The organism is Streptomyces sp. NPDC044106, from assembly GCF_056433985.1.
Genome location: NZ_JBWKFZ010000001.1, coordinates 510,656 through 533,019, shown reverse-complemented (window position 1 = coordinate 533,019; position 22,364 = coordinate 510,656). Strand labels below are relative to the sequence as shown.

Genomic DNA, 22,364 nt, shown 5'->3' with positions numbered 1-22,364 from the left:
TGCGGACGCGCGGCATTCTTTGTGGAGTCCCTACGAATGGCCCAATGATTCTTTGCCTGCGGCACAGCTCTTGTCCCGGGGTTTACCCGTTAGTAGCGTTCATGGTGAAGCGACGTACCAGGGGTAACAGCGGAGCGGAAGTGGGTGGGGCGCCGTGGCGCGCAGACCGGTGGCCTGGGTGGGCGCGATCGTTCTCCTCGCGGAGGCGCTCGGCATCGCGCTCCTCAACTGGTTCCTCGGCCACGTCGTCGACAAGCAGGACATGTCCCTGGCGGGCCTCGACCCGCACACGATGACCGTGTCGACCTGGATCGCCGGACTCCTCTTCGGCGGCTACCTCGCGCTGTGCGCCGTCGTCCTGGCCCGCACCGCGGCCCGCGACCGCGCCCCCGGCACCTTCGGCCGGCTGGTCCTGATCAGCTGCGCCGTCGTGCACGGCCTGCTCGGCGCCTTCTGCGTCGGCCTGCTGGGCTGGACCGCCTTCGTCTTCATGATGGTCGTCCTCGGCCTGATCGTGCTGCCGCTCGTGGCATACGAGAGGAAGGCGCGGCAGGACGGGGCGGCGGAGGGCGGCGGAGCGCCCGAGAACGGCGCCCCGCAGCCCGCCTGAGCCATTGGTCCGAGGGCAGCTCTTACGGCTGCCACAACTGCGTGATGCCCACGCCCAGTTCCGCCAGGAGGCGGCGCAGCAGCGGCAACGAGAGGCCGATGACGTTGCCGTGGTCGCCCTCGATGCCCTCGATGAACGGCGCCGAGCGGCCGTCCAGGGTGAACGCCCCCGCCACGTGCAGCGGTTCGCCGCTCGCGACGTACGCGGCGATCTCGGCGTCGGAGGGCTCCCCGAAGCGGACCACGGTCGACGCCGTCGCCGACGTGTAGCGCCCCGAGGCGGTGTCGTAGACGCAGTGGCCGGTCTGCAGCACGCCCGCGCGGCCACGCATGGCCTTCCAGCGGGCGGTGGCCTCCTCGGCGTCGGCCGGCTTGCCGAGAGCCTGGCCGTCCAGCTCCAGGACGGAGTCGCAGCCGACGACCAGCGCGCCCTTGGCTTCCGGCCGCGCGGCGACCACGGAGGCCTTGGCCTCGGCCAGCGCGAGGGCCAGCTCCGCGGGGGTGGGCGCGGACACCTTGTCCTCGTCGACGCCGCTGACGATCACCTCGGGGGCGAGGCCCGCCTGCCGGAGCAGGCCGAGCCGGGCGGGGGACTGGGAGGCGAGGACGAGGCGGCGGGGCTGATCAGTCATGCGGGTCAGCGTAGGCGCTGTGCCGGCCGGTGCGGGGCACTCAATGGATGCCGAGCACGAACATCGCGACGACCATCGCCAGGGCGAGGACGAGGCCCGCGCGGCGCATCTTCGCCTGCAGGTCCCGCATGTCCTTCGGAGGATCGTTCTCCGGATCCGACCACAGCATGCAGTCGATACTGCGACCGGACGGGCCGGGGCGCCTGAGTACGCGTACTCAAGTTCCCCGGCCCGACCCGCGCCGCTCCAGGCCCTAACCGGGCCAGTAGGTGCGGCCCCAGGCGGTGGGCGAGGGTGCGGGCAGCCGGTGGCGGGCCACCCGCGCGGGGTCGGCCCAGGAGTCGGGGAGCGCGGGCGCGCCGGACTGCGCCCCCGCCAGCGCCGCGGCGCGCGCCTGGACCACCGCCAGGGCGGCGGCCAGCTCCTCCGGGGTCGGGTTGCCCCGTACGACCTTGATCATGAGCCCTCCCTGAGGGACTAGAGGGGGATGTTGCCGTGCTTCTTCGGAGGGAGGGATTCCCGCTTGGTGCGCAGCTGACGCAGGCCGCGTACGAGATGCGACCGGGTCTCCGACGGCATGATCACCGCGTCCACATAGCCGCGCTCGGCCGCCGTGTACGGGTTGAGCAGGGCGTCCTCGTACTCCTGGATCAGCTGTGCGCGGGCCGCCTCCTGGGCCGCCTCGTCACCCGCCGCGGCGATCGTGCGGCGGTGCAGCACGTTCACCGCGCCCTGCGCGCCCATCACCGCGATCTGCGCGGTCGGCCAGGCGAGGTTCAGGTCGGCGCCCAGGTGCTTGGAGCCCATCACGTCGTACGCGCCGCCGAACGCCTTGCGCGTGATGACGGTGATCAGCGGGACGGTGGCCTCCGCGTACGCGTAGATCAGCTTCGCGCCGCGCCGGATGATGCCCGTGTGCTCCTGCTCGACGCCCGGCAGGAAGCCCGGCACGTCGACGAAGGTGATGACCGGGACGTTGAACGCGTCGCAGGTCCGGACGAAGCGGGCACCCTTCTCGGAGGCGTCGATGTTCAGGCAGCCCGCGAACTGCGTCGGCTGGTTGGCGACGATGCCGACCGGGCGGCCCTCGATCCGGCCGAAGCCGGTGATGATGTTCGGCGCGAACAGCGGCTGCGTCTCGAAGAACTCGGCGTCGTCCAGGACGTGCTCGATGACGCCGTGCATGTCGTACGGCTGGTTGGCGCTGTCCGGGATCAGCGTGTCCAGCGCCAGATCCTCGTCCGTGGGCGCGAGGTCGGCCTCCTCGGGGAAGGCGGGCGGCTCGCTGAGGTTGTTCGAAGGCAGGTAGGAGAGAAGGGACTTGACGTATTCGATGGCGTCCTTCTCGTCGCCCGCCATGTGGTGCGCCACCCCGGAGGTGGAGTTGTGGGTGCGCGCGCCGCCGAGCTCCTCGAAGCCGACGTCCTCACCGGTGACGGTCTTGATGACGTCGGGCCCTGTGATGAACATGTGCGAGGTCTGGTCGACCATGACCGTGAAGTCGGTGATGGCGGGGGAGTAGACCGCGCCGCCCGCGCACGGCCCGACGACCAGGGAGATCTGCGGGATCACACCGGAGGCGTGCGTGTTGCGGCGGAAGATCTCGCCGTACATCCCGAGGGCCATGACGCCCTCCTGGATGCGGGCGCCGCCGGAGTCGTTGATGCCGACGACCGGACAGCCGGTCTTCAGCGCGAAGTCCATGACCTTGACGATCTTCTGGCCGAAGACCTCGCCGAGCGCTCCGCCGAAGACGGTGAAGTCCTGCGAGAACACGGCGACCGGGCGGCCGTCGACCGTGCCGTAACCGGTCACCACGCCGTCGCCGTACGGCCGGTTCTTCTCCAGGCCGAAGTTGGTCGAACGGTGCTGCGCGAACTCGTCCAGCTCCACGAAGGAGCCGTCGTCGAGAAGGAGTTCAATCCGCTCGCGGGCCGTCAGCTTCCCCTTGGCGTGCTGCTTCTCGACCGCGCGGGCCGAACCGGCGTGCTTGGCCTCCTCGATGCGGCGTTGCAGGTCGGCGAGCTTTCCCGCGGTCGTATGGATGTCGATGGCGCTGGCATCGGCGCCGTCATCGGCGCTGCGGTCTGACGCGGGCACGTTGGGCTCTTCCGGCTCGGACATCGGGATGCGGCTCCCTGCCTGCTCAAAGGGGCTTGTCTACGGCTGTGCGGCTGGCTACTGACCCGTAGCGTATCGGCGTGGATACCGTTCGGCAGTGCGGCGTTTACCACACCTAAGGTGGCTTGCATGACGCCGTCAGATGCTGAAGACAACCGCTGGTCCGACCTCGAAAGGCCGCCGCTCGGCGCCGCCTCCCTGCGGCGGGCCCTGCTGCGGGACGGTGGTCTGTGGTCCTCCCTGGACGTGGTGGCCGCCACCGGCTCCACCAACTCCGACCTCGCGGCGCGCGCGGACGAATTGCCCGAGGGCGCGGTGCTCGTCGCCGAGGAGCAGAGCGCGGCCCGCGGCCGCCTGGACCGCCGGTGGTCCGCGCCCGCCCGCTCCGGCCTCTTCTTCTCCGTCCTCCTCAAGCCCGACGAAGTGCCGGTCGAGCGGTGGGGCTGGCTGCCGCTGCTCACTGGTGTCGCCGTCGCCACGGGGCTCTCGCGGGTGGCCGGCGTGGACACGGCACTCAAGTGGCCCAACGACCTCCTGGTGACCGTGGGGGGCCAGGAGCGCAAGGCGGGCGGCATCCTCGTGGAGCGGGCGGGGTCCGCGTCCGGCGGGGGCGTCGTCGTCGGCGTCGGCATCAACGTCACGCTCCGCGAGGACGAGCTGCCGGTCCCCACGGCGGGCTCCCTCGCCCTGGCCGGCGCGGCCACCACGGACCGCGATCCGCTGCTGCGGGCCGTCCTGCGCTCCCTGGAGCAGTGGTACGGGGACTGGCGCGGCGCCGACGGCGACCCGGGCGCCTCCCGGCTCCAGGAGGCGTACGCCGCGGGTTGCGCGACGCTCGGCCGCCGGGTCCGCGCGGAGCTCCCCGGTGACCGGTCCATCGTGGGCGAGGCGGTCGCGGTGGACGGCGACGGCCGCCTGGTCCTCGCCACGGAGGAGGGGGTGCAGGAGCCGGTGGGGGCCGGGGACATCGTGCATCTGCGCCCGGCGGGGTGACGGTGCGGCGTGCCGCGGGTGCGGGCGGCGGGCGCCCGAGGGCAGGAAGCGGGAGCGCTCCCCCGGCCGAGTCAAGAAGGCGGTCGCGGGAGTCGTACGTGAGCTGCGGCACACCTGCCGTAAAGTTGACGCCGGTCGATACCTGACCGCGGCAGATCGGAAGGGCAGCAGGCGTGACCGTCGACGACACGGGCTCCGGCGAGGGTGCACACCCCGCCCACGACAGCGGGTCCGGCCGTACCGCTGGGTCCGTGGCCGCCCGTGACGGCGGGGCGGAGGGCGCGGTGCCGGGTGTCTCCGGGGTGCCCGAGGTGGACGGGGACGGCGAGGGCGACGCGGAGAGGGACCCCCTGGCCCTCCGCCTCGAACAGCTCATCCTCGGCGCCGACCGCCGCTACACCCCCTTCCAGGCGGCCCGCAGCGCCGGTGTCTCGATGGAGCTGGCGTCGCGCTTCTGGCGCGCCATGGGCTTTCCCGACATCGGCCAGGCCAAGGCGCTGACCGAGGCGGACGTGCTTGCCCTGCGCCGCCTCGCGGGCCTCGTCGAGGCGGGGCTGCTCAGCGAGGCCATGGCCGTGCAGGTGGCACGGTCGACGGGGCAGACCACCGCCCGGCTCGCCGAGTGGCAGATCGACTCCTTCCTCGAGGGCCTCACCGAGCCGCCCGAGCCCGGCATGACCCGCACCGAAGTCACGTATCCGCTCGTCGAACTGCTCCTGCCCGAGCTGGAGGAGTTCCTCGTTTATGTCTGGCGGCGCCAGCTCGCCGCCGCCACCGGCCGGGTCGTGCAGGCCGCGGACGACGAGGAGATGGTCGACCGGCGCCTCGCCGTCGGCTTCGCCGACCTCGTCGGCTTCACCCGGCTGACCCGGCGCATGGAGGAGGAGGAGCTCGGCGAGCTCGTCGAGGCCTTCGAGACCACGGCGGCGGACCTCGTGGCCGCGCACGGCGGGCGGCTCATCAAGACCCTCGGCGACGAGGTGCTGTACGCCGCCGACGACGCGGGCGTCGCCGCGGAGATCGCGCTGCGGCTCATCGAGACCATGGCCAACGACGAGACGATGCCGGAGCTCCGCGTCGGCATCGCCTTCGGGACCGTGACGACCCGGATGGGCGACGTCTTCGGCACCACCGTGAACCTCGCGAGCCGCCTCACGTCGATAGCGCCACGGGACGCCGTCCTCGTCGACGGCGCGCTCGCGGAGGAGCTGACGCGGACGGGCGAGGCGCCCGCCTCCGAGGCGGAGGCGGCGGAGGAGGCCGCCCAGGCGGAGAAGGAGGGCGAGGAGCCGCCCTCGTACCGCTTCGCGCTCCAGCCGATGTGGCAGCGGCCCGTGCGAGGCCTCGGCGTCGTCGAACCGTGGCTGCTGGCCCGCCGGGGCTGAGCCCTTCCCGAGCCGGGGCCCGGCTGACATGATCGCCGGGTAACGACCGTTAACCGGAGGTGGAGGAGCGTCATGGGTGACGAGCAGCGGTACGGGGGGTACGTGGCGGTCCGGCGGCACGGGTGCGTCGTCGAACTCGTCCTCGACCGGCCCAAGGCGATGAACGCCGTCTCCACGGAGATGGCCCGCTCCATCGCCGCCGCCTGCGCCGCCCTCGCCGAGGACCGCGACGCCCGCGTGGTCGTGCTGACCTCCACCCACGAGCGGGCGTTCTGCGTGGGCGCCGACCTGAAGGAGCGGAACTCCTTCAGCGACGCCGAGCTGCGCCGCCAGCGCCCCACCACCCGCGCCTCCTACACCGGCGTCCTCGACCTGCCCATGCCCACCGTCGCCGCCGTGCACGGCTTCGCACTCGGGGGCGGCTTCGAGCTCGCGCTCGCCTGCGACATGATCGTCGCCGACCCGACCGCGGTCGTCGGGCTCCCCGAGGTCTCCGTCGGCGTCATCCCGGGCGGTGGTGGCACGCAGCTCCTGCCGCGCCGTGTGGGGGCGGCCCGCGCCGCCGAGCTGATCTTCTCGGCGCGCCGCGTGGAGGCCGCGGAGGCAAGGGAGTTGGGTCTGGTCGACCTCCTCGCGGGGGAGGGCGAGGCCCGTACGGAGGCGCTCGCGCTCGGCGCCCGTATCGCCGCCAACTCGCCCGTCGGCCTGCGCGCCGCCAAGCGCGCCCTGCGCCTCGGGCACGGGCTCGACCTGCGGGCCGGTCTGGAGGTCGAGGACGCGGCGTGGCGGACGGTGGCGTTCTCGGCGGACCGGGCGGAGGGTGTGGCGGCGTTCAACGAGAAGCGGAAGCCGCAGTGGCCGGGCGAGTAGCGCGGCGTCGCGGCGGGTGCGCCCCGCCCCGAAGTTCCAAAACCCCGCAAACCTCCTAATCTGGGGAAATGGGTGACGACGTCCGGCTGCGGGCCGTGGTGGAGCTGGCGCAGGGAATGGCCGCCGCGCACACTCCGCGCGAGTCCTGGCGGGCGGCGGCCGTCGGCGTCTGCCACGCGCTGAACGGCAGCTTCGCCGCGCTCTCCGTGTGGGAGCGGGACACGGGACGGCTGCGCGTCCTGGTGAACGCGGGTCAACGCGCCCGGGGCGAGGAGGAGTTCCCGGAGAACGAGGCGTACCCCGTCCACCAGTTCCCGGAGATCACCGAGTTCCTGCACGAGCACTGGGCGGGCGGCGGCGAGCCGCACGCCTGGGTCGAGACGGCCGAGGGGCCCGCGGGCCCCCGCGCGGCCGGCTACTGCCACCAGCGGGTGGCCGCGCTGCGCCGCCGGGGCCGCGGCTGCTGCGTGATCGCGCCGATCGTGCTGCACGGGCGGGCGTGGGGCGAGCTGTACGTGGCACGCGCGCCGGGCGCCCCCGTCTTCGACCGGGCCGACGCCGACCTCGCGACGGTTCTCGCGGCGGTGGTGGCGGCGGGGATCGCGCAGACCGAGCGTCTGGAGGAGGCCCGCAGACTGGCCTTCACGGACGCGCTGACGGGGCTCGCCAACCGTCGCGCGGTCGACCTCAGACTCGACGAGGCGGTGGAGCGGCACCTCGCCGAGGGCGCCGTGGTGAGCCTGGTCGTCTGCGACGTTAACGGGCTCAAGCGGGTCAACGACACCCGGGGCCACGCGGTCGGCGACCGCCTCCTCGAACGCTTCGGATCGGTCCTCTCGCTCTGCGGCGCGATGCTGCCGGGAACGCTGTCGGCGCGGCTCGGCGGCGACGAGTTCTGCCTCCTCTCCGTGGGGCCCACCGCCGACGAGGTGGTGCGGATCGCCGATGAACTCTGCGTACGCGCCGCCGAGTTGGAGCTCGGTGATGGGGTCGCGTGCGGTGTCGCGTCGACCGGGGACCCGATCGGCCCGGTGCGCTCCGCCCGCCGCCTCTTCCGTCTCGCCGACGCGGCGCAGTACCGCGCGAAGGCCGCGCGCGCGGTGAAACCGGTGGTGGCGGGGCGCGAGGGCGGGCACGAGGGGGCGGACGACCCGGTGATCCGCCTCGCCGACGCGCCCGCGGGGGCGCCCGAGGCGGGGGAGCGGCGGAAGTTCCGGGGCCGGGAGCCGCGGCCGGAGGACCGGCGCGGGGACGGCCGGGGTGCTCATGGCTCCCGGTAAGTGGCCCGGACCAAACCCACCCGTGACACCTGGCGATTCAATCCGTACGCTGCTGAATATGGATATGCACAGCGTGGGCACCGTGGCCCTTGGGACCTCCGGGACGACCGCGGCGGACGTCGTCGCCGTCGCACGCGGGAACGCACGGATCGAACTGTCGGCCGAGGCGCTGTCCGCGCTCGCCGCCGCCCGCGAGATCGTCGACGCGCTCGCCGCCAAGCCCGATCCGGTGTACGGCGTCTCGACCGGCTTCGGCGCCCTGGCCAGCCGCCACATCGGCCCCGACCTCCGCGCCCAGCTGCAGCGCAACATCGTCCGCTCGCACGCGGCCGGCATGGGCCCGCGCGTGGAGCGCGAGGTGGTCCGCGCGCTGATGTTCCTGCGCCTGAAGACGGTCTGCTCCGGCCACACGGGCGTACGCCCCGAGGTCGCGCAGACCATGGCCGACGTCCTGAACGCGGGCATCACGCCGGTCGTCCACGAGTACGGCTCGCTGGGCTGCTCCGGTGACCTCGCGCCGCTGAGCCACTGCGCGCTGACGCTGATGGGCGAGGGCGACGCCGAGGGCCCCGACGGCGAGGTGCGGCCCGCGGGCGAGCTGCTCGCCGCGCACGGCATCACCCCCGTCGAGCTCCGCGAGAAGGAGGGCCTGGCCCTCCTCAACGGCACCGACGGCATGCTCGGCATGCTGATCCTTGCCCTCGCGGATCTGGAGAACCTCTACAAGTCGGCGGACATCACGGCCGCGCTGACGCTGGAGGCGCTGCTCGGCACGGCGAAGGTCCTCGCCCCCGAGCTGCACGCCATCCGCCCGCACCCGGGCCAGGCCGCCTCCGCCGCCAACATGCTCGCGGTCCTCGAAGGGTCGGGCCTCACAGGGCACCACCAGGACGACGCGCCGCGCGTGCAGGACGCGTACTCCGTGCGGTGTGCCCCGCAGGTCGCGGGCGCGGGCCGGGACACGATGGCGCACGCGCGCCTGGTCGCCGAGCGCGAGCTGGCCGCCGCCGTCGACAACCCCGTCGTCCTGCCCGACGGCCGCGTCGAGTCCAACGGCAACTTCCACGGCGCCCCCGTCGCGTACGTCCTGGACTTCCTCGCGATCGCCGCGGCGGACCTCGGCTCCATAGCGGAACGCCGCACGGACCGGCTCCTGGACAAGAACCGCTCGCACGGTCTGCCGCCGTTCCTCGCGGACGACGCGGGCGTCGACTCCGGCCTGATGATCGCCCAGTACACGCAGGCGGCGCTGGTCAGCGAGATGAAGCGGCTCGCCGTCCCGGCGTCGGCCGACTCCATCCCGTCCTCCGCCATGCAGGAGGACCACGTCTCCATGGGCTGGTCGGCCGCCCGCAAACTCCGCACGGCCGTCGACAACCTGACCCGCATCGTGGCCATCGAGCTGTACGCCGCCACGCGCGCGGTCGAGCTGCGCGAGGGCCTCACCCCGGCGCCGGCGTCGCGTGCGGTCATCGAGGCGGTCCGCAAGGCGGGCGTCGAGGGCCCCGGTCCCGACCGCTTCCTCGCGCCGGACCTGGCGGCGGCGGACGCGTTCGTACGGGCCGGTGCGCTGGTGGCGGCGGTGGAGCCGGTGACGGGGACGCTGGCGTAGCGGACGGCTCTTACGCCGAAGAGGGTGCCGTCACCTGGTGGCGGCACCCTCTTCCGTGTTCCTGGTGTTCCTGGCGGCACGTCAGTCGCGGTCGACGTGCTCGCGGGTGATCTTGCCCTTGACCGCGTCGATGTCGAAGTCGGTCTTGTTCCAGTCATCGGTGACGACGTCGACGGACCAGACGACGCCCCCGCTGTCGTTGTCGTCCAGGCTGACGGAGGTGACGGTGCCCTTCTTCTTGTCCGTGGCCACCTTCGCGGCCTGCTGCGCCGTCTGCTTGCTGCGGGAGAGCCAGTTGGCCGTCTCGCGCTTGTCGTCGGCGTCCTGGTCCTTGTCGGGCATGGAGCTGATCACCTTGCCGGAGGCCGCGTCGATGCGGACCTTGTGCACGGTGCCGTCCTTCTCGGCCACCTCGGCGACCCACTGCGGGGTGCCGGCGCGTGCGCTGGTGCTGCTGCTCGGGCTGCTGCTCGCACTCGCACTCGCGCTACCGCTGGGGCTCGCGCTCGCGCTCGCGCGGTCGCCGTCGTGGTCGTCGTCGTCCACGCCGTCCAGGTCGAGGTCGGTCAGCTTGCCGCCCGGCACCTTGTCCAGCGCCGTCTCGGCGGCCTTGCTGTAGGTGACCTTGGCGGCGCCGAGCAGCGCCTTGCGCTCCTTCTGGTCCTCCGTGAGGGACGCCTTGTCGGTGGCGCTGCTGGTCGGGGAGGCCGCCTCCTTCGCCGCGCCGGAGGGCGCCGAGGCGGATGTCTTGCTGTTGTCGTCCCCGCAGCCCGTCACCAGGGCGGCCGATGCGACGATGGCGCAGACGGTGCCGACGAGACGGACGCGGCGGACGCGGGGGATGCCGGGCTTCATGTGCCGGGGCTCGAATCTCATAACCGCATGCCTAGCCACCGTCCCGCCCGCCCATGTTGCCGAGGGCCAAGGGTCACCCGATCGACCGGCGAGAGAGGGAATCCGTGGGCTCCTGCCGCCCTGATGAGCGGGGTGTGGGGCCCGGTGAGTACGCGTACTCGTCCCTCCGCGCGGGCCCCGGGGCGAAGCCGTCCCCGCGAACGTCACCCGAAACATCCTCCCTGCCGAACTGGCCGACTGGCCGGTCTGCGGGTACGTTGCCTGGCCGGGGTCAGTCGTGGTGGGCCGGTGCCTTTTTCGGTGGGCGGGGGCGTCCGGGTTTTTGCGGAGTGTGGCGGTTCCGGGCCGGCAGTAAAGGGCGCTCCTTCGTCGCGTCGGCTGCGCCGATGTCCCTTCGGGCCACCCTTGACTCCCGTCCCTCCACCGCACGTTGACTGTGACCCGGACGCCCAGGGGTGGGGCCGCCGGGGGCCGCTGCTCGGGTCATCCCCTTTACTGCCGGGTGCGGCCCGGTCCAACGCGAGCCAACGTCACGGTCCGGGCTCGGCTGCCCCAGCGGCATCGCCGCTCGGGCCATCCCTTTGCGCTGCCGGGTGCGGCCCGGCCCAACGCGAGCGCACGCTACGGCTCCGGCTGGGTCGGCCAGGCGGCGTCGCCGCTTGGGCCATCCCTTTGCGCTGCCGGGTGCGGCCCGGTCCAACGCGAGCGCACGCTACGTTCCCGGCTCGGCTGCCCCTGCGGCGTCGCCGCTCGGGTCATCAGCCTTCGCGGCCGGGTGCGGGCCCGGCCCATCGAGAATCATCGACCCAGTCACGGCTCGACCAACCGATCGACCGGGTCGCTGCCCGGTCCGGCATCTACTTTGGGAAAGTTGCGAAGCGGTCCGGCGCGCGCCCCCCCTGTCACGCCCCGCGCGCCCCGCCCGTCTCGGATACGCGACCTATCGCCCGGGGGGGCATCAACTTTCGCTAAGTTGCGAAGCGGTCCATCGCGCGCCCCCCTGCCACGCCCTGCGCGCTGCCTCATGCGCCTCGGCAGACTCCCATCCGGGGCGGCGCATTGGGAGTGAAGAGGGGGCGCGCGGCGACTCCATTCGCAACTTTTCCAAAGTAGGTGCCCCGGAGCGGCAGGCGACCGCCCGGCGATGAATGGTCTGACCGAGCGCGACCCTAGCGTCCGCCCACGATGGACCGGTCCGCACCCGGCAGCGATGGCTGATGACCCGAGCGGCGAGGCGGCAGGGGCAGCCGAGCCCCGACCGTGACGTCGACTCGCGTTGGGCCGGGCCGCACCCGGCAGCGCGAGGGGATGGCCCGAGCGGCGACGCCGCAGGGGCAGCCGCGCCCCGACCGTGACGTCGGCTCGCGTTGGACCGGACCGCACCCGGCAGCGAAAGGGAATGACCCAACCCACACCCCCCGGCGGCCCCACCCCTGGGCGTCCGGGTCACAGTCAACGTGCGGTGGAGGGACGGGAGTCAAGGGTGGCCCGAAGGGACATCGGCGCAGCCGACGCGCAGCGCAGCGGAGCGCCCTTGACTGCCGGCCCGGAACCGCCACACTCCGCAAAACCCCGGACGCCCCCGCCCACCAAAAAAGGCTCCGGCCCCCCCGTGGGACCGCGCGGGGCGGTGCATCGCACGGGGTCAGTACGCCGCCTCGCCCTCCGCACGCTCCCTGCGTACCGAGAAGACCACGAAGGCCGCCCCCAGCCCGAGGAACGCCGTCCCCCCGACCACGTAGGGGGTCGTGTCGAAGCCACCCGTCTCCGCGAGGCGGGGCGCGGAGGCCGCGGTGGCCTCGTGGTGGGGTGCGGTCGAGGTGGAGGACGAGGTCGCCGCCGACGTCGCGGGGCGGGTGTCGCGGGGGGCGTCGTGCGACGTCGGCGACGTCGCGTTCGCGGAGGGGACGAAGCACAGGGCACCGAGAACGGCTCCGGCGGCGGCTGTGGTCAGCAACGATCGGCGTGCGGACACGGAATCGGATCCCCCTTGTGGCGCTGGCGAATTGGCCGTGTGGGGCGATGCTAATGAAAGGTGCGGGTCGCGGGAAAGTCGCGAGGTGACGGGGCCGTACGCTCCGTCGTATGAGTGGAGACGAGACATCACGCTTTGTACGGCTGCGAGTCGAAATGGTCGTCGAGGTGGCTGACGCCGGGAAGGTGACCTCGGCCGCGCTCGGCCGCATCGCCGAGGACGAGCAGATGCCCACCGAGGAGCGCGCGCACGCGGAGAGCGCCGTCCAGGAGGACGTCGCCGAGGCGATCGCCTACCTCGTGGACCCCTTCGACCTGGTCAGCGAGGTGCCTGGCACCGAACTCACCCAGGCCTCGTGGAGCAGCGAAATGATCGACTACGACCCCGATTCGCCGGACTGGGAGACGGACGAGGACGATGGGGATGATGGGGACGAGGATGCGGGTGGCCGGGGTGGCACGCTGTCGTAGGGCCAGTCGGGATTGAAGAATCCGGAATCGGGAACCCCGGGCAGCAACCGCCGCCCGGGGTTCAGTCGTCTCACCGTGCACGGTGGTCGACGGCAGAAAGACGAGTAGTCGGTCCAGATCGGTCCAGTACCGCGAACGTGGTGTTCCCCACACTCTTCGCGATAGTGGAACGGGACGAACCGGGCAGGACGTTATGCGGGGTTGCGGGGGACCCTCGGGGATTGACTTGGGGATTCGGCAACTATGGAGATGCGTGTGATGACGGACAGTAGGCGCCGCAGGACCGGGCGTGGACGCAAGGGCGTCGCAGCCGTGTCCGCCCTCGTGGGCGGCGTGCTCGTGCTCTCGGCGTGCAGCAGCGACGACGGTGACAAGGCTTCGGGCGGCAAGGAGTCGCAGAACCAGGTCGACGAGGCGGCCGCCAAGAAGACCTCCGTCGCCCAGATCGCGATCGCCCCGAAGAACGGCTCCGACAACGCAAGCATCAACAGCGCGGCCAAGGTCACCGTCAGCAAGGGCACGCTCACGGACGTGACGATGACGCCGGCTGACGGCGGCGCGCCCGTCAAGGGGCAGATAGCTGCGGACAAGAAGAGCTGGAAGCCCGTCGGCCAGCTGGAGCGCGCCACCAGGTACAAGATCTCGGCGACCGCCCAGGACTCCGAGGGCCGCAAGGCGCACGAGAACTCGTCCTTCACGACCGTCTCGAAGGCCAACAGCTTCATCGGGAACTTCACGCCCGAGGACGGCTCCACGGTTGGCGTCGGTATGCCCGTGTCGATCAACTTCGACAAGGGGATCACCAACAAGAAGGAGGTCCAGTCCGCCGTCAAGGTGTCCTCCGACAGCGGGCAGGAGATCGTCGGGCACTGGTTCGGCAACAACCGCCTGGACTTCCGGCCCCAGGACTACTGGAAGGGCAACTCCACCGTCACGCTGAAGATGAACCTCGACGGCGTCGAGGGTGCCGACGGCGTCTACGGCGTGCAGCAGAAGACCGTCCAGTTCAAGATCGGGCGCAACCAGGTCTCCATCGTCGACGCCAAGACGAAGCAGATGAAGGTCACGCGGGACGGCAAGGTCGTGAAGACCATCCCGATCTCCGCGGGCTCGCCGCAGAACAAGACGTACAACGGCAAGATGGTGATCTCCGAGAAGTTCAAGGAGACCCGCATGGACGGCGCGACCGTCGGTTTCAAGGACGGCGACGGCAAGGGCGAGTACGACATCAAGGACGTGCCGCACGCCATGCGCCTGTCGAACTCCGGCACGTTCATCCACGGCAACTACTGGGGTTCGCCCTCCATCTTCGGCGGCGCCAACACCAGCCACGGCTGCATCGGCCTCCAGGACGCCAAGGGCGCGGGCGACAAGAGCACCCCGGGTTCCTGGTTCTACGAGAACTCCATCACCGGTGACGTCGTCGACGTCCGCAACACCGGTGACAAGGTCGTCGCCCCGGACAACGGCCTCAACGGCTGGAACATGGACTGGGCGCAGTGGAAGGCCGGCTCCGCCGTCTGACCGCTGTGCCGGATCCCGCCGTTCGACGCTGACGCATGTCGTACGAGAGCGGCCCGCACCCCCGACGGGGTTCGGGCCGCTCTTTGGCGTTCCGCGATGGTTTTCGGCCGCACAACTCCCCACTTCCGCCCCACTGTTGAGCAGCTGTTCCCCCCTCGGCATACTTCGACCTCCGAGGGGCGGGAGCCCCTTTACCTCCAGGGGGAGACTTGCACAGACAAGTGAAGAGAGCGTACGGGGCGGGGATCGCCACGGCGGTCGCCGTGGCCCTCGCGGCGGGCATGACCAGCCCGGCCACCGCGACACCGGCCACGGGGGGAACCGGCAACGGGGCACAGGCCACCGGTGGACCGGCCACCGCGGGACAGGCCCGCACGACCCACGTCACCCTGATCACCGGCGACCGCGCCGTCCTCGACCCCACGGGCCGCGTGATCGGCCTCGACCGGGCCAAGGGGCGCGAACACATACCCGTACAGGTACGGCGCACCGGCGGGCACACCCTGCTGATACCCGCCGACGCGCGCCGCCTGCTGTCCGACGGAAAGATCGACCCGCGGCTGTTCGACGTCACCGAGCTGAACAAGAAGCGCAACCGCGCGGTGCAGAAGAAGGGCCTGCGGGTCATCGTCGGCTACAAGGGCGCCGCGGGCACCGCCAAGGCCGACGTCCGCGCCGCCGGTGACACCACGGTCCGCAGGACCCTGAAGTCGCTGAACGCCGACGCCGTCGCCACACCCAAGCGCGACGCGGCCGACCTGTGGGCCGCGCTCACCAGCGGCAAGGGCGCGACCCGCACCACCGCGTCCGGCATCGGCCACATCTGGTTCGACGGGGTCCGCAGGGCCAGCCTCGACAAGAGCGTCAAGCAGATCGGCGCCGACAAGGCCTGGGCCGCCGGGTACGACGGCAAGGGCGTCAAGATAGCCGTCCTGGACACCGGCGTCGACGCCACCCACCCGGACCTCAAGGACCAGGTGATCGCCGAGAAGAACTTCTCGCAGTCGGCCGACGCCAAGGACCGCTACGGCCACGGCACCCACGTCGCGTCCATCGCGGCCGGCACGGGCGCCAAGTCGGGCGGCAAGTTCAAGGGCGTCGCACCCGGCGCCAAGCTGCTCAACGGCAAGGTCCTCGGCGACGACGGATACGGCGACGACTCCGGCATCATCGCCGCCATCGACTGGGCGGCCGCCGAGGGCGCCGACGTCGTCAACCTCAGCCTCGGCGGCGGCGACACCCCCGGTGTCGACCCCCTCGAAGCGCAGGTCGACAAGGTCTCCAAGGACAAGGGCATCCTCTTCGCGATCGCCGCGGGCAACGACGGCGAGCCCGGCTCCGTCGGCTCGCCCGGCAGCGCGGACGCCGCCCTGACCGTCGGCGCGGTCGACGACAACGACAAGCTGGCGGACTTCTCCAGCCAGGGCCCCCGCGTCGGTGACGGTGCGATCAAGCCCGACGTGACCGCGCCCGGCGTGGACATCACGGCCGCCGCGGCGCCCGGCTCCGTCATCGAGCGGGAGGTCGGCCAGAAGCCCGAGGGCTATCTGACGATCTCCGGTACGTCGATGGCGACCCCGCATGTCGCGGGCGCCGCCGCCCTGCTCAAGCAGCAGCACCCCGACTGGAAGCAGCCCGAGCTCAAGGGCGCGCTCACCGGCTCCACCAAGGGCGGCGCGTACACGGCGTTCCAGCAGGGCTCGGGCCGTATCGCCGTCGACAGGGCCATCAAGCAGACGGTGATCGCGGACCCGGTGTCGGTGAGCTTCGGTACGCAGCAGTGGCCGCACGCCGACGACAAGCCGGTCACCAAGAAGGTGACGTACCGCAACCTCGGCAAGAACGACGTCACCCTCGACCTGACGGCGACCGCCACCGACCCGAAGGGCCGTCCGGCCCCGGCCGGGTTCTTCACGCTCGGCGCGGAGAAGGTCACCGTCCCCGCGGGCGGCACCGCCTCCGTCGACATGACCGCCGACTCCCGTCTCGGCGGCACGGTCGACGGCGCGTACTCCGCGTACATCGCGGCGAAGGGCGGCGGCCAGTCGGTGCGCACCGCGGCCGCGGTGATGCGCGAGGTGGAGTCGTACGACCTCACGCTGAAGTTCATCGGGCGCGACGGGCAGCCGACCAAGACGTACGACGTCTACCTCCAGGGAATCATGGGCCTGGCCAAGGGCCAGGGCCTGACGCCGTACGACCCGTCCGGCACCGTCAAGGTGCGCGTGCCCAAGGGCAGTTACGTCCTCGACTCGGACATCGCGGTCGACCCGCAGGACTTCTCCAAGGGCAACGACTGGATGTACCAGCCGAAGCTCGACATCACCAAGGACGCGACGGTGACGGTCGACGCGCGGACCGCGAAGCCGGTCGACGTCACGGTGCCCTCGGCCGACGCCAAGAGCGTGCTCGCCTCGCCCGACTACACGGTGGAGACCCCGGACCTGGCCACCGGCTTCGGCTGGCTGCTCGACGGGTACGAGAACTTCCGCACCGGCGCCCTCGGCGCCGCCCCGACCGGCGTCAAGCTCACCCAGCAGTGGGCGTCCGTCTGGGCCCAGGGCGACAGCGCCGAGTACGACACCGTCGCGGGCGGCCCGGTGAGGCAACTGGCCACCGGCTACACCAAGCACTACAGGACGAGCGAGCTGGCCACGGTCAAGGCCGGTCTCGGCGCGTCCACGCGGGGCAAGACCGGTTCGCTGCGCGCGTACGGCGTCCTGCCCGATGGCTACGGCTCCGCGTCCGTCTCCCTCCCGAACAAGCTGCCCACCACCCGCACGTTCCACGTCTCCACGGGGGACAAGGTGAAGTGGGGCATGGAGTTCGAGCAGAACGGCCCGGACGACGAGCAGGGCTTCCCGACGGTCGAGGCGAGCTACTCGCTGGGCGCCCCGCAGACCTTCAAGGCGGGCCAGAGCTACGGGAAGACGTTCAACACGGCCGTGTTCGGCCCGCGCATCGGCGGCGAGTACGGCGTCTACCGGCGGGGCAACGGCATCGTGGGTCGCCTCCCGGTGTTCGCGGACGGTCAGACGCACGTGGGTTCCTCGGTGTTCTCCTCGGTGAAGTCGACGCTGTACCGCAACGGCACCAGAATTGGGGAGAACGAGGACCCGCTGACCGGCCAGAAGCCGTTCAAGGTGCCGGCGGGCGACGCCGCGTACCGGCTGACGACGTCCGTGAAGCGCAGCGTCACGATCGGCGCGGCCACCACGCGCGTCGACGCGAGCTTCTCGTTCCGCTCCAAGAAGGCGGACAACGCGAGGCTGCCCGTCTCCGCGGCGCGGTTCAGGCCGGCGGTCGACCTGTGGAGCAGGGCGGAGGCGGACAAGAAGCAGTCCGTGCCGGTCGATGTCCTCGGCTCGGCGGCCGGTGCCAACCTCAAGTCCCTCGCCGTGTACGTCTCGTACGACTACGGCCAGACCTGGAAGAAGGTCACGGTAAGCAACGGGAAGATCTCCGTGAAGAACCCGGCGAAGAACAAGGCGATCTCGTTCCACGCCAAGATCGCGGACAAGAAGGGCAACAAGTCGACGTTGTCGATCTACAACGCGTACTACGGCAAGTGAGCGTGTAGTTCTGATGTCCTGAAGATCTGAGCAGAATGTCGGCTCGGGTGCGGCGCCGGTGGGACCGTCGATCACGTATCGCCGGAACCCGTCGGCGCCGTGTCGTTACTGTGCCTCCATGGCCCCCATGACGAATATCCCACCGGACGCATCCGACCCCGCCCCCCTGCCCACGGCAGGGTTCGGCTTCCCGGGACCGCTGCGCGACCAGCTCGTCGCCGCCGTCCTCGACGGGTCCAAGACCTCGACGACGGGGCTCGTCGTCGACTACGAGCACGAGGGCGAGCCGCTGCCGGTGGCGGGGGAACGCGCGATCGTCGTCGACTCCGACGAACGTCCCGTGGGGATCATCGAGACGACGGAGGTCCGCGTCGTGCCGCTCGCCGACGTGGACCTCGCGCATGCCGTGGACGAGGGCGAGGGGTACACGAGTGTGACCCAATGGCGCGTACAGCACGAGGAGTTCTGGCACGGCGCCGAGATGCGCGCGGCGCTCGGGGACCCCGGCTTCACCGTCGACGACACGACGCCCCTCGTCCTCCAGCGCTTCCGGCTCGTGGCCGACCTGCGGGAGGAATGACCGTCCGCGCTCCGCTGCTCGGATTCCTGGGGCAGGGTCAGCCCGCGCTGCCGTAGGGCCTGGTGATGATCTCCAGGACGTGGCCGTACGGGTCGTCCCAGTAGACGCCGCGGCCACCGTCGTTCATGTTGATCTGCTGGGCGTGCTTGTGCTGCGGGTCGGCCCAGTAGGGGAGGCCGCGCTCCTCGATGCGCCCGAAGATCGTGTCGAACTCGTCCTCGGAGACGAGGAAGGCGTAGTGCTGCGGCGTGAGCGGGGCGCCGTCGCCGGGCGCGTCGTAGAAGTCGAGGGTCACGCCGTTGGGGATCTCCACCGGGATGAACGGGCCGTACTGGGGACTCACCTCGAGCCCCAGGATCTCCGCGAGGAACCGGGCTGACGCCTCCTTGTCCTCGGCGGCGACGATGGTGTGGTTCAGCTCGATCGACATCGTGGAACCTCCTGACCGGCACGGGTTGGTGAGGACCACGCTAGGTGCGGGCGGCGGATGCCGGATCGGTCCCGGGGACCGGAGTGCGGTGCGCCATCGGGACTAGGACGCCGGACGCCGGACCTCAGAGGCCGGACGCCGGACCCCGGACCCCGGATATGCCGAAGGCCGGCCGGGTGTGGTCCCGGCCGGCCTTCGGCAGCGTTCGATCAGGTTCGCACCGCTCAGATCGTCGCCGTGTCGATCACGAAGCGGTACCGCACGTCGCTGGCGAGCACCCGCTCGTACGCCTCGTTGATCTGGTCGGCGCGGATCAGCTCGATCTCCGAGCCCAGGTTGTGCTCCGCGCAGAAGTCGAGCATCTCCTGCGTCTCCTGGATGCCGCCGATCATGGAGCCCGCGAGGGTCTTGCCGCCGGCGATCACCGAGAAGAGGTTGAGGGAGACCGGCTCCTCCGGGGCGCCGACGTTCACGAAGGCGCCCTCAGAGCGCAGCAGGCCCAGGTACTTGTCCAGCGGGAGCGGCGCGGAGACCGTCGAGAGGATCATGTCGAAGGAGCCCGCGAGCTGCTCGAACGTGGCCTCGTCGCTGGTCGCGTAGTAGTGCTCGGCGCCCAGGCGCAGGCCGTCGTCCTTCTTGCGCAGGGACTGGGAGAGGACGGTCACCTCGGCGCCCATGGCGTGCGCGATCTTGACGGCCATGTGGCCGAGCCCGCCGAGACCCACCACGGCGACCTTCTTGCCGGGGCCCGCGTTCCAGCGCCGCAGCGGGGAGTACGTGGTGATGCCGGCGCACAGCAGCGGCGCGGCCACGTCCAGGGAGATCCCCTCGGGGATGCCGACGGTGAACGCCTCGTCGACGACGATGTGCGTGGAGTAGCCGCCGTAGGTCGGCTCGCCGTCCTTGCCGAGACCGTTGTACGTCGGGATGTTGCCCTTGACGCAGTACTGCTCCAGGCCCGCCTTGCAGTTCTCGCACTCGCGGCAGGAGTCGACCATGCAGCCGACGCCGACGCGGTCGCCCACGGCGAACTTGGTGACACCGGGGCCGACCTCCGCGACGACTCCGGCGATCTCGTGGCCGGGCACCATCGGGTAGATGCCCTCGCCCCAGCCGTCACGGGCCTGGTGGATGTCCGAGTGGCAGATCCCGGCGTACTTGATGTCGATCAGGACGTCGAACTCGCCGACGGCGCGGCGCGGCACGGTGGTCCGCTCCAGGGGCGCCTCGGGGGCGGGAGCGGCGTAGGCGGAAACGGTGGTGATCTGCTCAGTCATGTCATCGAGGCTGCCAGTGACCTGCGCGTTCGCCCAGACACCCGTTCTGCCTACGACCACTGTGCCTACCACTGGCGGGGTCAGGCTCAGGGACGTACGCGCCTGGATACGGGAAGGCGAGCCTGGATACTGGGAAGCATGGACGAGAATCCCGCGCTCCTCGACAGTCGGGCGGAGCTGAGTGAGTTCCTGCGCACCCGCAGGGCACGGCTGCAGCCCCAGGACGTGGGTCTGCCGGACTTCGGGCGGCACCGCAGGGTGCCCGGTCTGCGCCGCGAGGAGCTCGCCCAGCTCGCCGGGGTCTCCGTCGCGTACTACACCCGGCTGGAGCAGGGCAACGGCCGCAACGTCTCGGGGGAGGTGCTCGACGCCATCGCGCGCGCCCTGCGCCTCACCGACGCCGAGCACGCCCACCTGACGCGCCTCGCGAAGCCGAAGGCCCTCAAGAAGAAGCGGGCGGTGCGCCAGCAGCACATGCGGCCCGCGCTCCAGCAGCTCCTGGACACCATCCAGACCGTGCCGGCGTACGTGGTGGGCCGCCGCACGGACATCCTCGGCTGGAACGCGCTCGCCGCCGCGCTCTTCGGCGACTGGGGACGGCTCGCGCCGGCCGACCGGAACTGGGCGCGGTTCTGCTTCCTCGACCCGCGCTCGCGCGACCTCTTCGTGGACTGGGACCAGAAGGCGTCGGACATCGTCAGCTACCTGCGCATGGACGCGGGCTGCTACCCCAACGACCCCGAGCTGTCCGCTCTCGTCGGTGAACTCTCCGTGAAGAGCGAGGAGTTCAGGGGGTTGTGGGCCACGCACGACGTCAGGGAGAAGGGGCACGGCGTCAAGCACCTGCACCATCCGCTGGTGGGGGACCTGACGCTGTCGTTCGAGACGTTGAAGCTGCCGGACGACTGCGACCAGTCCCTGTTGATGTACCACGCGGAGCCGGACTCGGCGTCGGCGCAGGGGCTGCGGCTGCTGGCCAGCTGGGGCCGGGACGCGTCGTCGGTGGGCTCGGCGCCGAAGTAGCGCGCCGTGAGCCGGGATTTCGCGCCCGGCGGAACGCCGCGTGCTGCCCACGCGGCGGTGCGGATCCTAGGCTGGGGGAGTGAGCAGCCACGAGGCACAAGAGCCGCAGAAGTCGCAGAAGTCGCCGGGGCGCGAGCAGCCGCTTCGGCCGAGCGCGGTCCGCGTGATCCCTCTGCGCCCCCCGGGCAAGGAGGCCACGGAGGCCAAGGAGCCTCTCTGGCGGGACATCGTCGGCGATGTCCTGCGCCGCGAGCGCCTGGCCCAGGAACGCACGCTCAAGGACGTGGCGGACGCCGCCCGGATCTCCATGCCCTACCTCTCCGAGCTGGAGCGAGGCCGCAAGGAAGCCTCGTCCGAGGTCCTCGCGGCCGCCGCCCGCGCACTCGGCCTTGGCCTGCCGGACCTGCTGTCCCTGGCCCAGACGCGGCTGGCCGGCCTTCCCCGCGCGAGGCCGGCCAGGGCGTCGTACCAGGCAGAGGTCCGACTGGCGGCCTGAGCCGCCTGTGTCACCGCCTGCCGCCGCCCTCAAGCGGCGGCGGGCAGCTTCCGCCGGCTGAGCACCTGGTCGGCGAGCCCGTACGCGACGGCCTCCTGCGCGGTGAAGACCTTGTCGCGGTCCATGTCGGCGCGCAGGGTGGCCACGTCGTGGCGCGTGTGGTGGGCGAGGACCTCCTCGACCTGCGAGCGGATCCGCAGCATCTCCTTGGCCTGGAGGCTGAGGTCGGAGACGGTCCCCTGCTGCCCGCGGCTGGCGGGCTGCCCGAGCAGTACGCGGGCGTGGTCGAGGATGAACCGCCGCCCCGGATCGCCGCCTGCGAGCAGTACGGCGGCCGTGGAGGCGGCCTGGCCGACGCAGAACGTCGAGATGGGCGCGGTCACGAAGCTCATGGTGTCGTAGATCGCCATGAGTGAGGTGAAGGAGCCGCCCGGCGAGTTGATGTAGATGGCGACCTCGCGGTCCGGGGCGGACGACTCCAGGTGGAGCAGTTGCGCGATGACGACGTTGGCGACCCCGTCGTCGATCTCCGTCCCGAGGAAGATGATGCGCTCGGAGAGCAGCCGGCTGTAGATGTCGTACGCCCGCTCGCCCTGCGGAGTGCGCTCGACGACGGTGGGAATCGTGTACTGACTCATGCTGTCCAGTCCCCTCGTTCTC

The 22,364-nt window shown here is 71.4% G+C and carries 21 protein-coding genes; 12 read left to right on the top strand and 9 right to left on the bottom strand.

Going from position 1 to position 22,364, the window contains the following annotated elements; all coding sequences use genetic code 11:
* The first annotated feature begins 154 nt into the window (after positions 1-154).
* Positions 155-610, top strand: coding sequence for a hypothetical protein (locus AC07DI_RS02435; protein WP_384262341.1), 456 nt, complete (start codon positions 155-157; stop codon positions 608-610).
* 22 nt (positions 611-632) lie between these two features.
* Here the strand turns inward: AC07DI_RS02435 and AC07DI_RS02430 are convergent, their stop codons facing one another.
* The 4 genes from AC07DI_RS02430 to AC07DI_RS02415 all read right to left on the bottom strand — a co-directional run bounded on the left by AC07DI_RS02430 (position 633) and on the right by AC07DI_RS02415 (position 3,365).
* Positions 633-1,241, bottom strand: coding sequence for a nucleoside triphosphate pyrophosphatase (locus AC07DI_RS02430; RefSeq protein WP_384262343.1), 609 nt, complete (start codon positions 1,239-1,241; stop codon positions 633-635).
* A 40-nt stretch (positions 1,242-1,281) separates the two neighbouring features.
* Complete coding sequence (gene mmpB / locus AC07DI_RS02425) at positions 1,282-1,410, bottom strand: morphogenic membrane protein MmpB (RefSeq protein WP_384262345.1); 129 nt, start codon at positions 1,408-1,410, stop codon at positions 1,282-1,284.
* 84 nt (positions 1,411-1,494) lie between these two features.
* Entirely contained in the window at positions 1,495-1,701 is a 207-nt protein-coding gene (locus tag AC07DI_RS02420; protein ID WP_478901625.1) for an acyl-CoA carboxylase epsilon subunit, read from the bottom strand.
* Between the two features lie 17 nt (positions 1,702-1,718).
* Complete coding sequence (locus AC07DI_RS02415; protein WP_384262350.1) at positions 1,719-3,365, bottom strand: acyl-CoA carboxylase subunit beta; 1,647 nt, start codon at positions 3,363-3,365, stop codon at positions 1,719-1,721.
* A gap of 126 nt (positions 3,366-3,491) precedes the next feature.
* On the opposite strand from AC07DI_RS02415, the gene AC07DI_RS02410 reads away from it, so the two are divergent.
* The 5 genes from AC07DI_RS02410 to hutH all read left to right on the top strand — a co-directional run bounded on the left by AC07DI_RS02410 (position 3,492) and on the right by hutH (position 9,502).
* A complete protein-coding gene (locus tag AC07DI_RS02410; RefSeq protein ID WP_478901623.1) occupies positions 3,492-4,355 on the top strand; it encodes a biotin--[acetyl-CoA-carboxylase] ligase in 864 nt (287 codons plus the stop codon).
* Between the two features lie 173 nt (positions 4,356-4,528).
* Entirely contained in the window at positions 4,529-5,740 is a 1,212-nt protein-coding gene (locus AC07DI_RS02405; RefSeq protein WP_478901621.1) for an adenylate/guanylate cyclase domain-containing protein, read from the top strand.
* A 72-nt stretch (positions 5,741-5,812) separates the two neighbouring features.
* Positions 5,813-6,610, top strand: coding sequence for an enoyl-CoA hydratase/isomerase family protein (locus tag AC07DI_RS02400; RefSeq protein WP_478901620.1), 798 nt, complete (start codon positions 5,813-5,815; stop codon positions 6,608-6,610).
* 68 nt (positions 6,611-6,678) lie between these two features.
* Positions 6,679-7,890, top strand: coding sequence for a GGDEF domain-containing protein (locus AC07DI_RS02395; protein ID WP_478901618.1), 1,212 nt, complete (start codon positions 6,679-6,681; stop codon positions 7,888-7,890).
* Between the two features lie 58 nt (positions 7,891-7,948).
* On the top strand, positions 7,949-9,502 hold the full coding sequence (gene hutH, locus AC07DI_RS02390) for a histidine ammonia-lyase (protein ID WP_478901617.1): 1,554 nt from the start codon (positions 7,949-7,951) through the stop codon (positions 9,500-9,502).
* 81 nt (positions 9,503-9,583) lie between these two features.
* On the opposite strand, the gene AC07DI_RS02385 is transcribed toward hutH, so the two are convergent.
* Positions 9,584-10,378, bottom strand: coding sequence for a PepSY domain-containing protein (locus AC07DI_RS02385; protein ID WP_478901616.1), 795 nt, complete (start codon positions 10,376-10,378; stop codon positions 9,584-9,586).
* A 1,624-nt stretch (positions 10,379-12,002) separates the two neighbouring features.
* A complete protein-coding gene (locus tag AC07DI_RS02380) occupies positions 12,003-12,332 on the bottom strand; it encodes an LAETG motif-containing sortase-dependent surface protein (protein ID WP_478901615.1) in 330 nt (109 codons plus the stop codon).
* Positions 12,333-12,442: 110 nt separating this feature from the next.
* Between AC07DI_RS02380 and AC07DI_RS02375 the strand changes: the two genes are divergently transcribed.
* The 4 genes from AC07DI_RS02375 to AC07DI_RS02360 all read left to right on the top strand — a co-directional run bounded on the left by AC07DI_RS02375 (position 12,443) and on the right by AC07DI_RS02360 (position 18,478).
* Positions 12,443-12,802, top strand: a complete 360-nt coding sequence (locus AC07DI_RS02375; RefSeq protein ID WP_478901614.1) for a hypothetical protein — start codon at positions 12,443-12,445, stop codon at positions 12,800-12,802.
* 258 nt (positions 12,803-13,060) lie between these two features.
* Positions 13,061-14,326: a L,D-transpeptidase gene (locus tag AC07DI_RS02370; RefSeq protein WP_384259874.1), complete on the top strand. Its 1,266-nt coding sequence runs from the start codon at positions 13,061-13,063 to the stop codon at positions 14,324-14,326.
* A gap of 221 nt (positions 14,327-14,547) precedes the next feature.
* The gene (locus AC07DI_RS02365; protein ID WP_478901613.1) at positions 14,548-17,898 is read left to right on the top strand and encodes a S8 family peptidase; all 3,351 of its coding nucleotides are present in this window, start codon (positions 14,548-14,550) and stop codon (positions 17,896-17,898) included.
* Positions 17,899-18,025: 127 nt separating this feature from the next.
* Positions 18,026-18,478 (top strand): ASCH domain-containing protein, encoded by a 453-nt coding sequence (locus tag AC07DI_RS02360; protein ID WP_478901611.1) that lies wholly within the window; start codon positions 18,026-18,028, stop codon positions 18,476-18,478.
* Positions 18,479-18,515: 37 nt separating this feature from the next.
* Here the strand turns inward: AC07DI_RS02360 and AC07DI_RS02355 are convergent, their stop codons facing one another.
* Positions 18,516-18,908 carry a VOC family protein gene (locus AC07DI_RS02355; protein WP_478901610.1) on the bottom strand — a complete coding sequence of 131 codons (393 nt, stop codon included), beginning with the start codon at positions 18,906-18,908 and terminating at the stop codon, positions 18,516-18,518.
* 224 nt (positions 18,909-19,132) lie between these two features.
* Positions 19,133-20,185: an NAD(P)-dependent alcohol dehydrogenase gene (locus tag AC07DI_RS02350; RefSeq protein WP_384259883.1), complete on the bottom strand. Its 1,053-nt coding sequence runs from the start codon at positions 20,183-20,185 to the stop codon at positions 19,133-19,135.
* Positions 20,186-20,323: 138 nt separating this feature from the next.
* On the opposite strand from AC07DI_RS02350, the gene AC07DI_RS02345 reads away from it, so the two are divergent.
* Both AC07DI_RS02345 and AC07DI_RS02340 read left to right on the top strand, forming a co-directional pair.
* Positions 20,324-21,208, top strand: a complete 885-nt coding sequence (locus AC07DI_RS02345; protein ID WP_384259885.1) for a helix-turn-helix domain-containing protein — start codon at positions 20,324-20,326, stop codon at positions 21,206-21,208.
* A 79-nt stretch (positions 21,209-21,287) separates the two neighbouring features.
* The gene (locus AC07DI_RS02340) at positions 21,288-21,704 is read left to right on the top strand and encodes a helix-turn-helix domain-containing protein (protein WP_384259888.1); all 417 of its coding nucleotides are present in this window, start codon (positions 21,288-21,290) and stop codon (positions 21,702-21,704) included.
* Positions 21,705-21,733: 29 nt separating this feature from the next.
* On the opposite strand, the gene AC07DI_RS02335 is transcribed toward AC07DI_RS02340, so the two are convergent.
* Positions 21,734-22,342, bottom strand: coding sequence for a ClpP family protease (locus tag AC07DI_RS02335; protein WP_384259890.1), 609 nt, complete (start codon positions 22,340-22,342; stop codon positions 21,734-21,736).
* Positions 22,343-22,364: the final 22 nt, after the last annotated feature.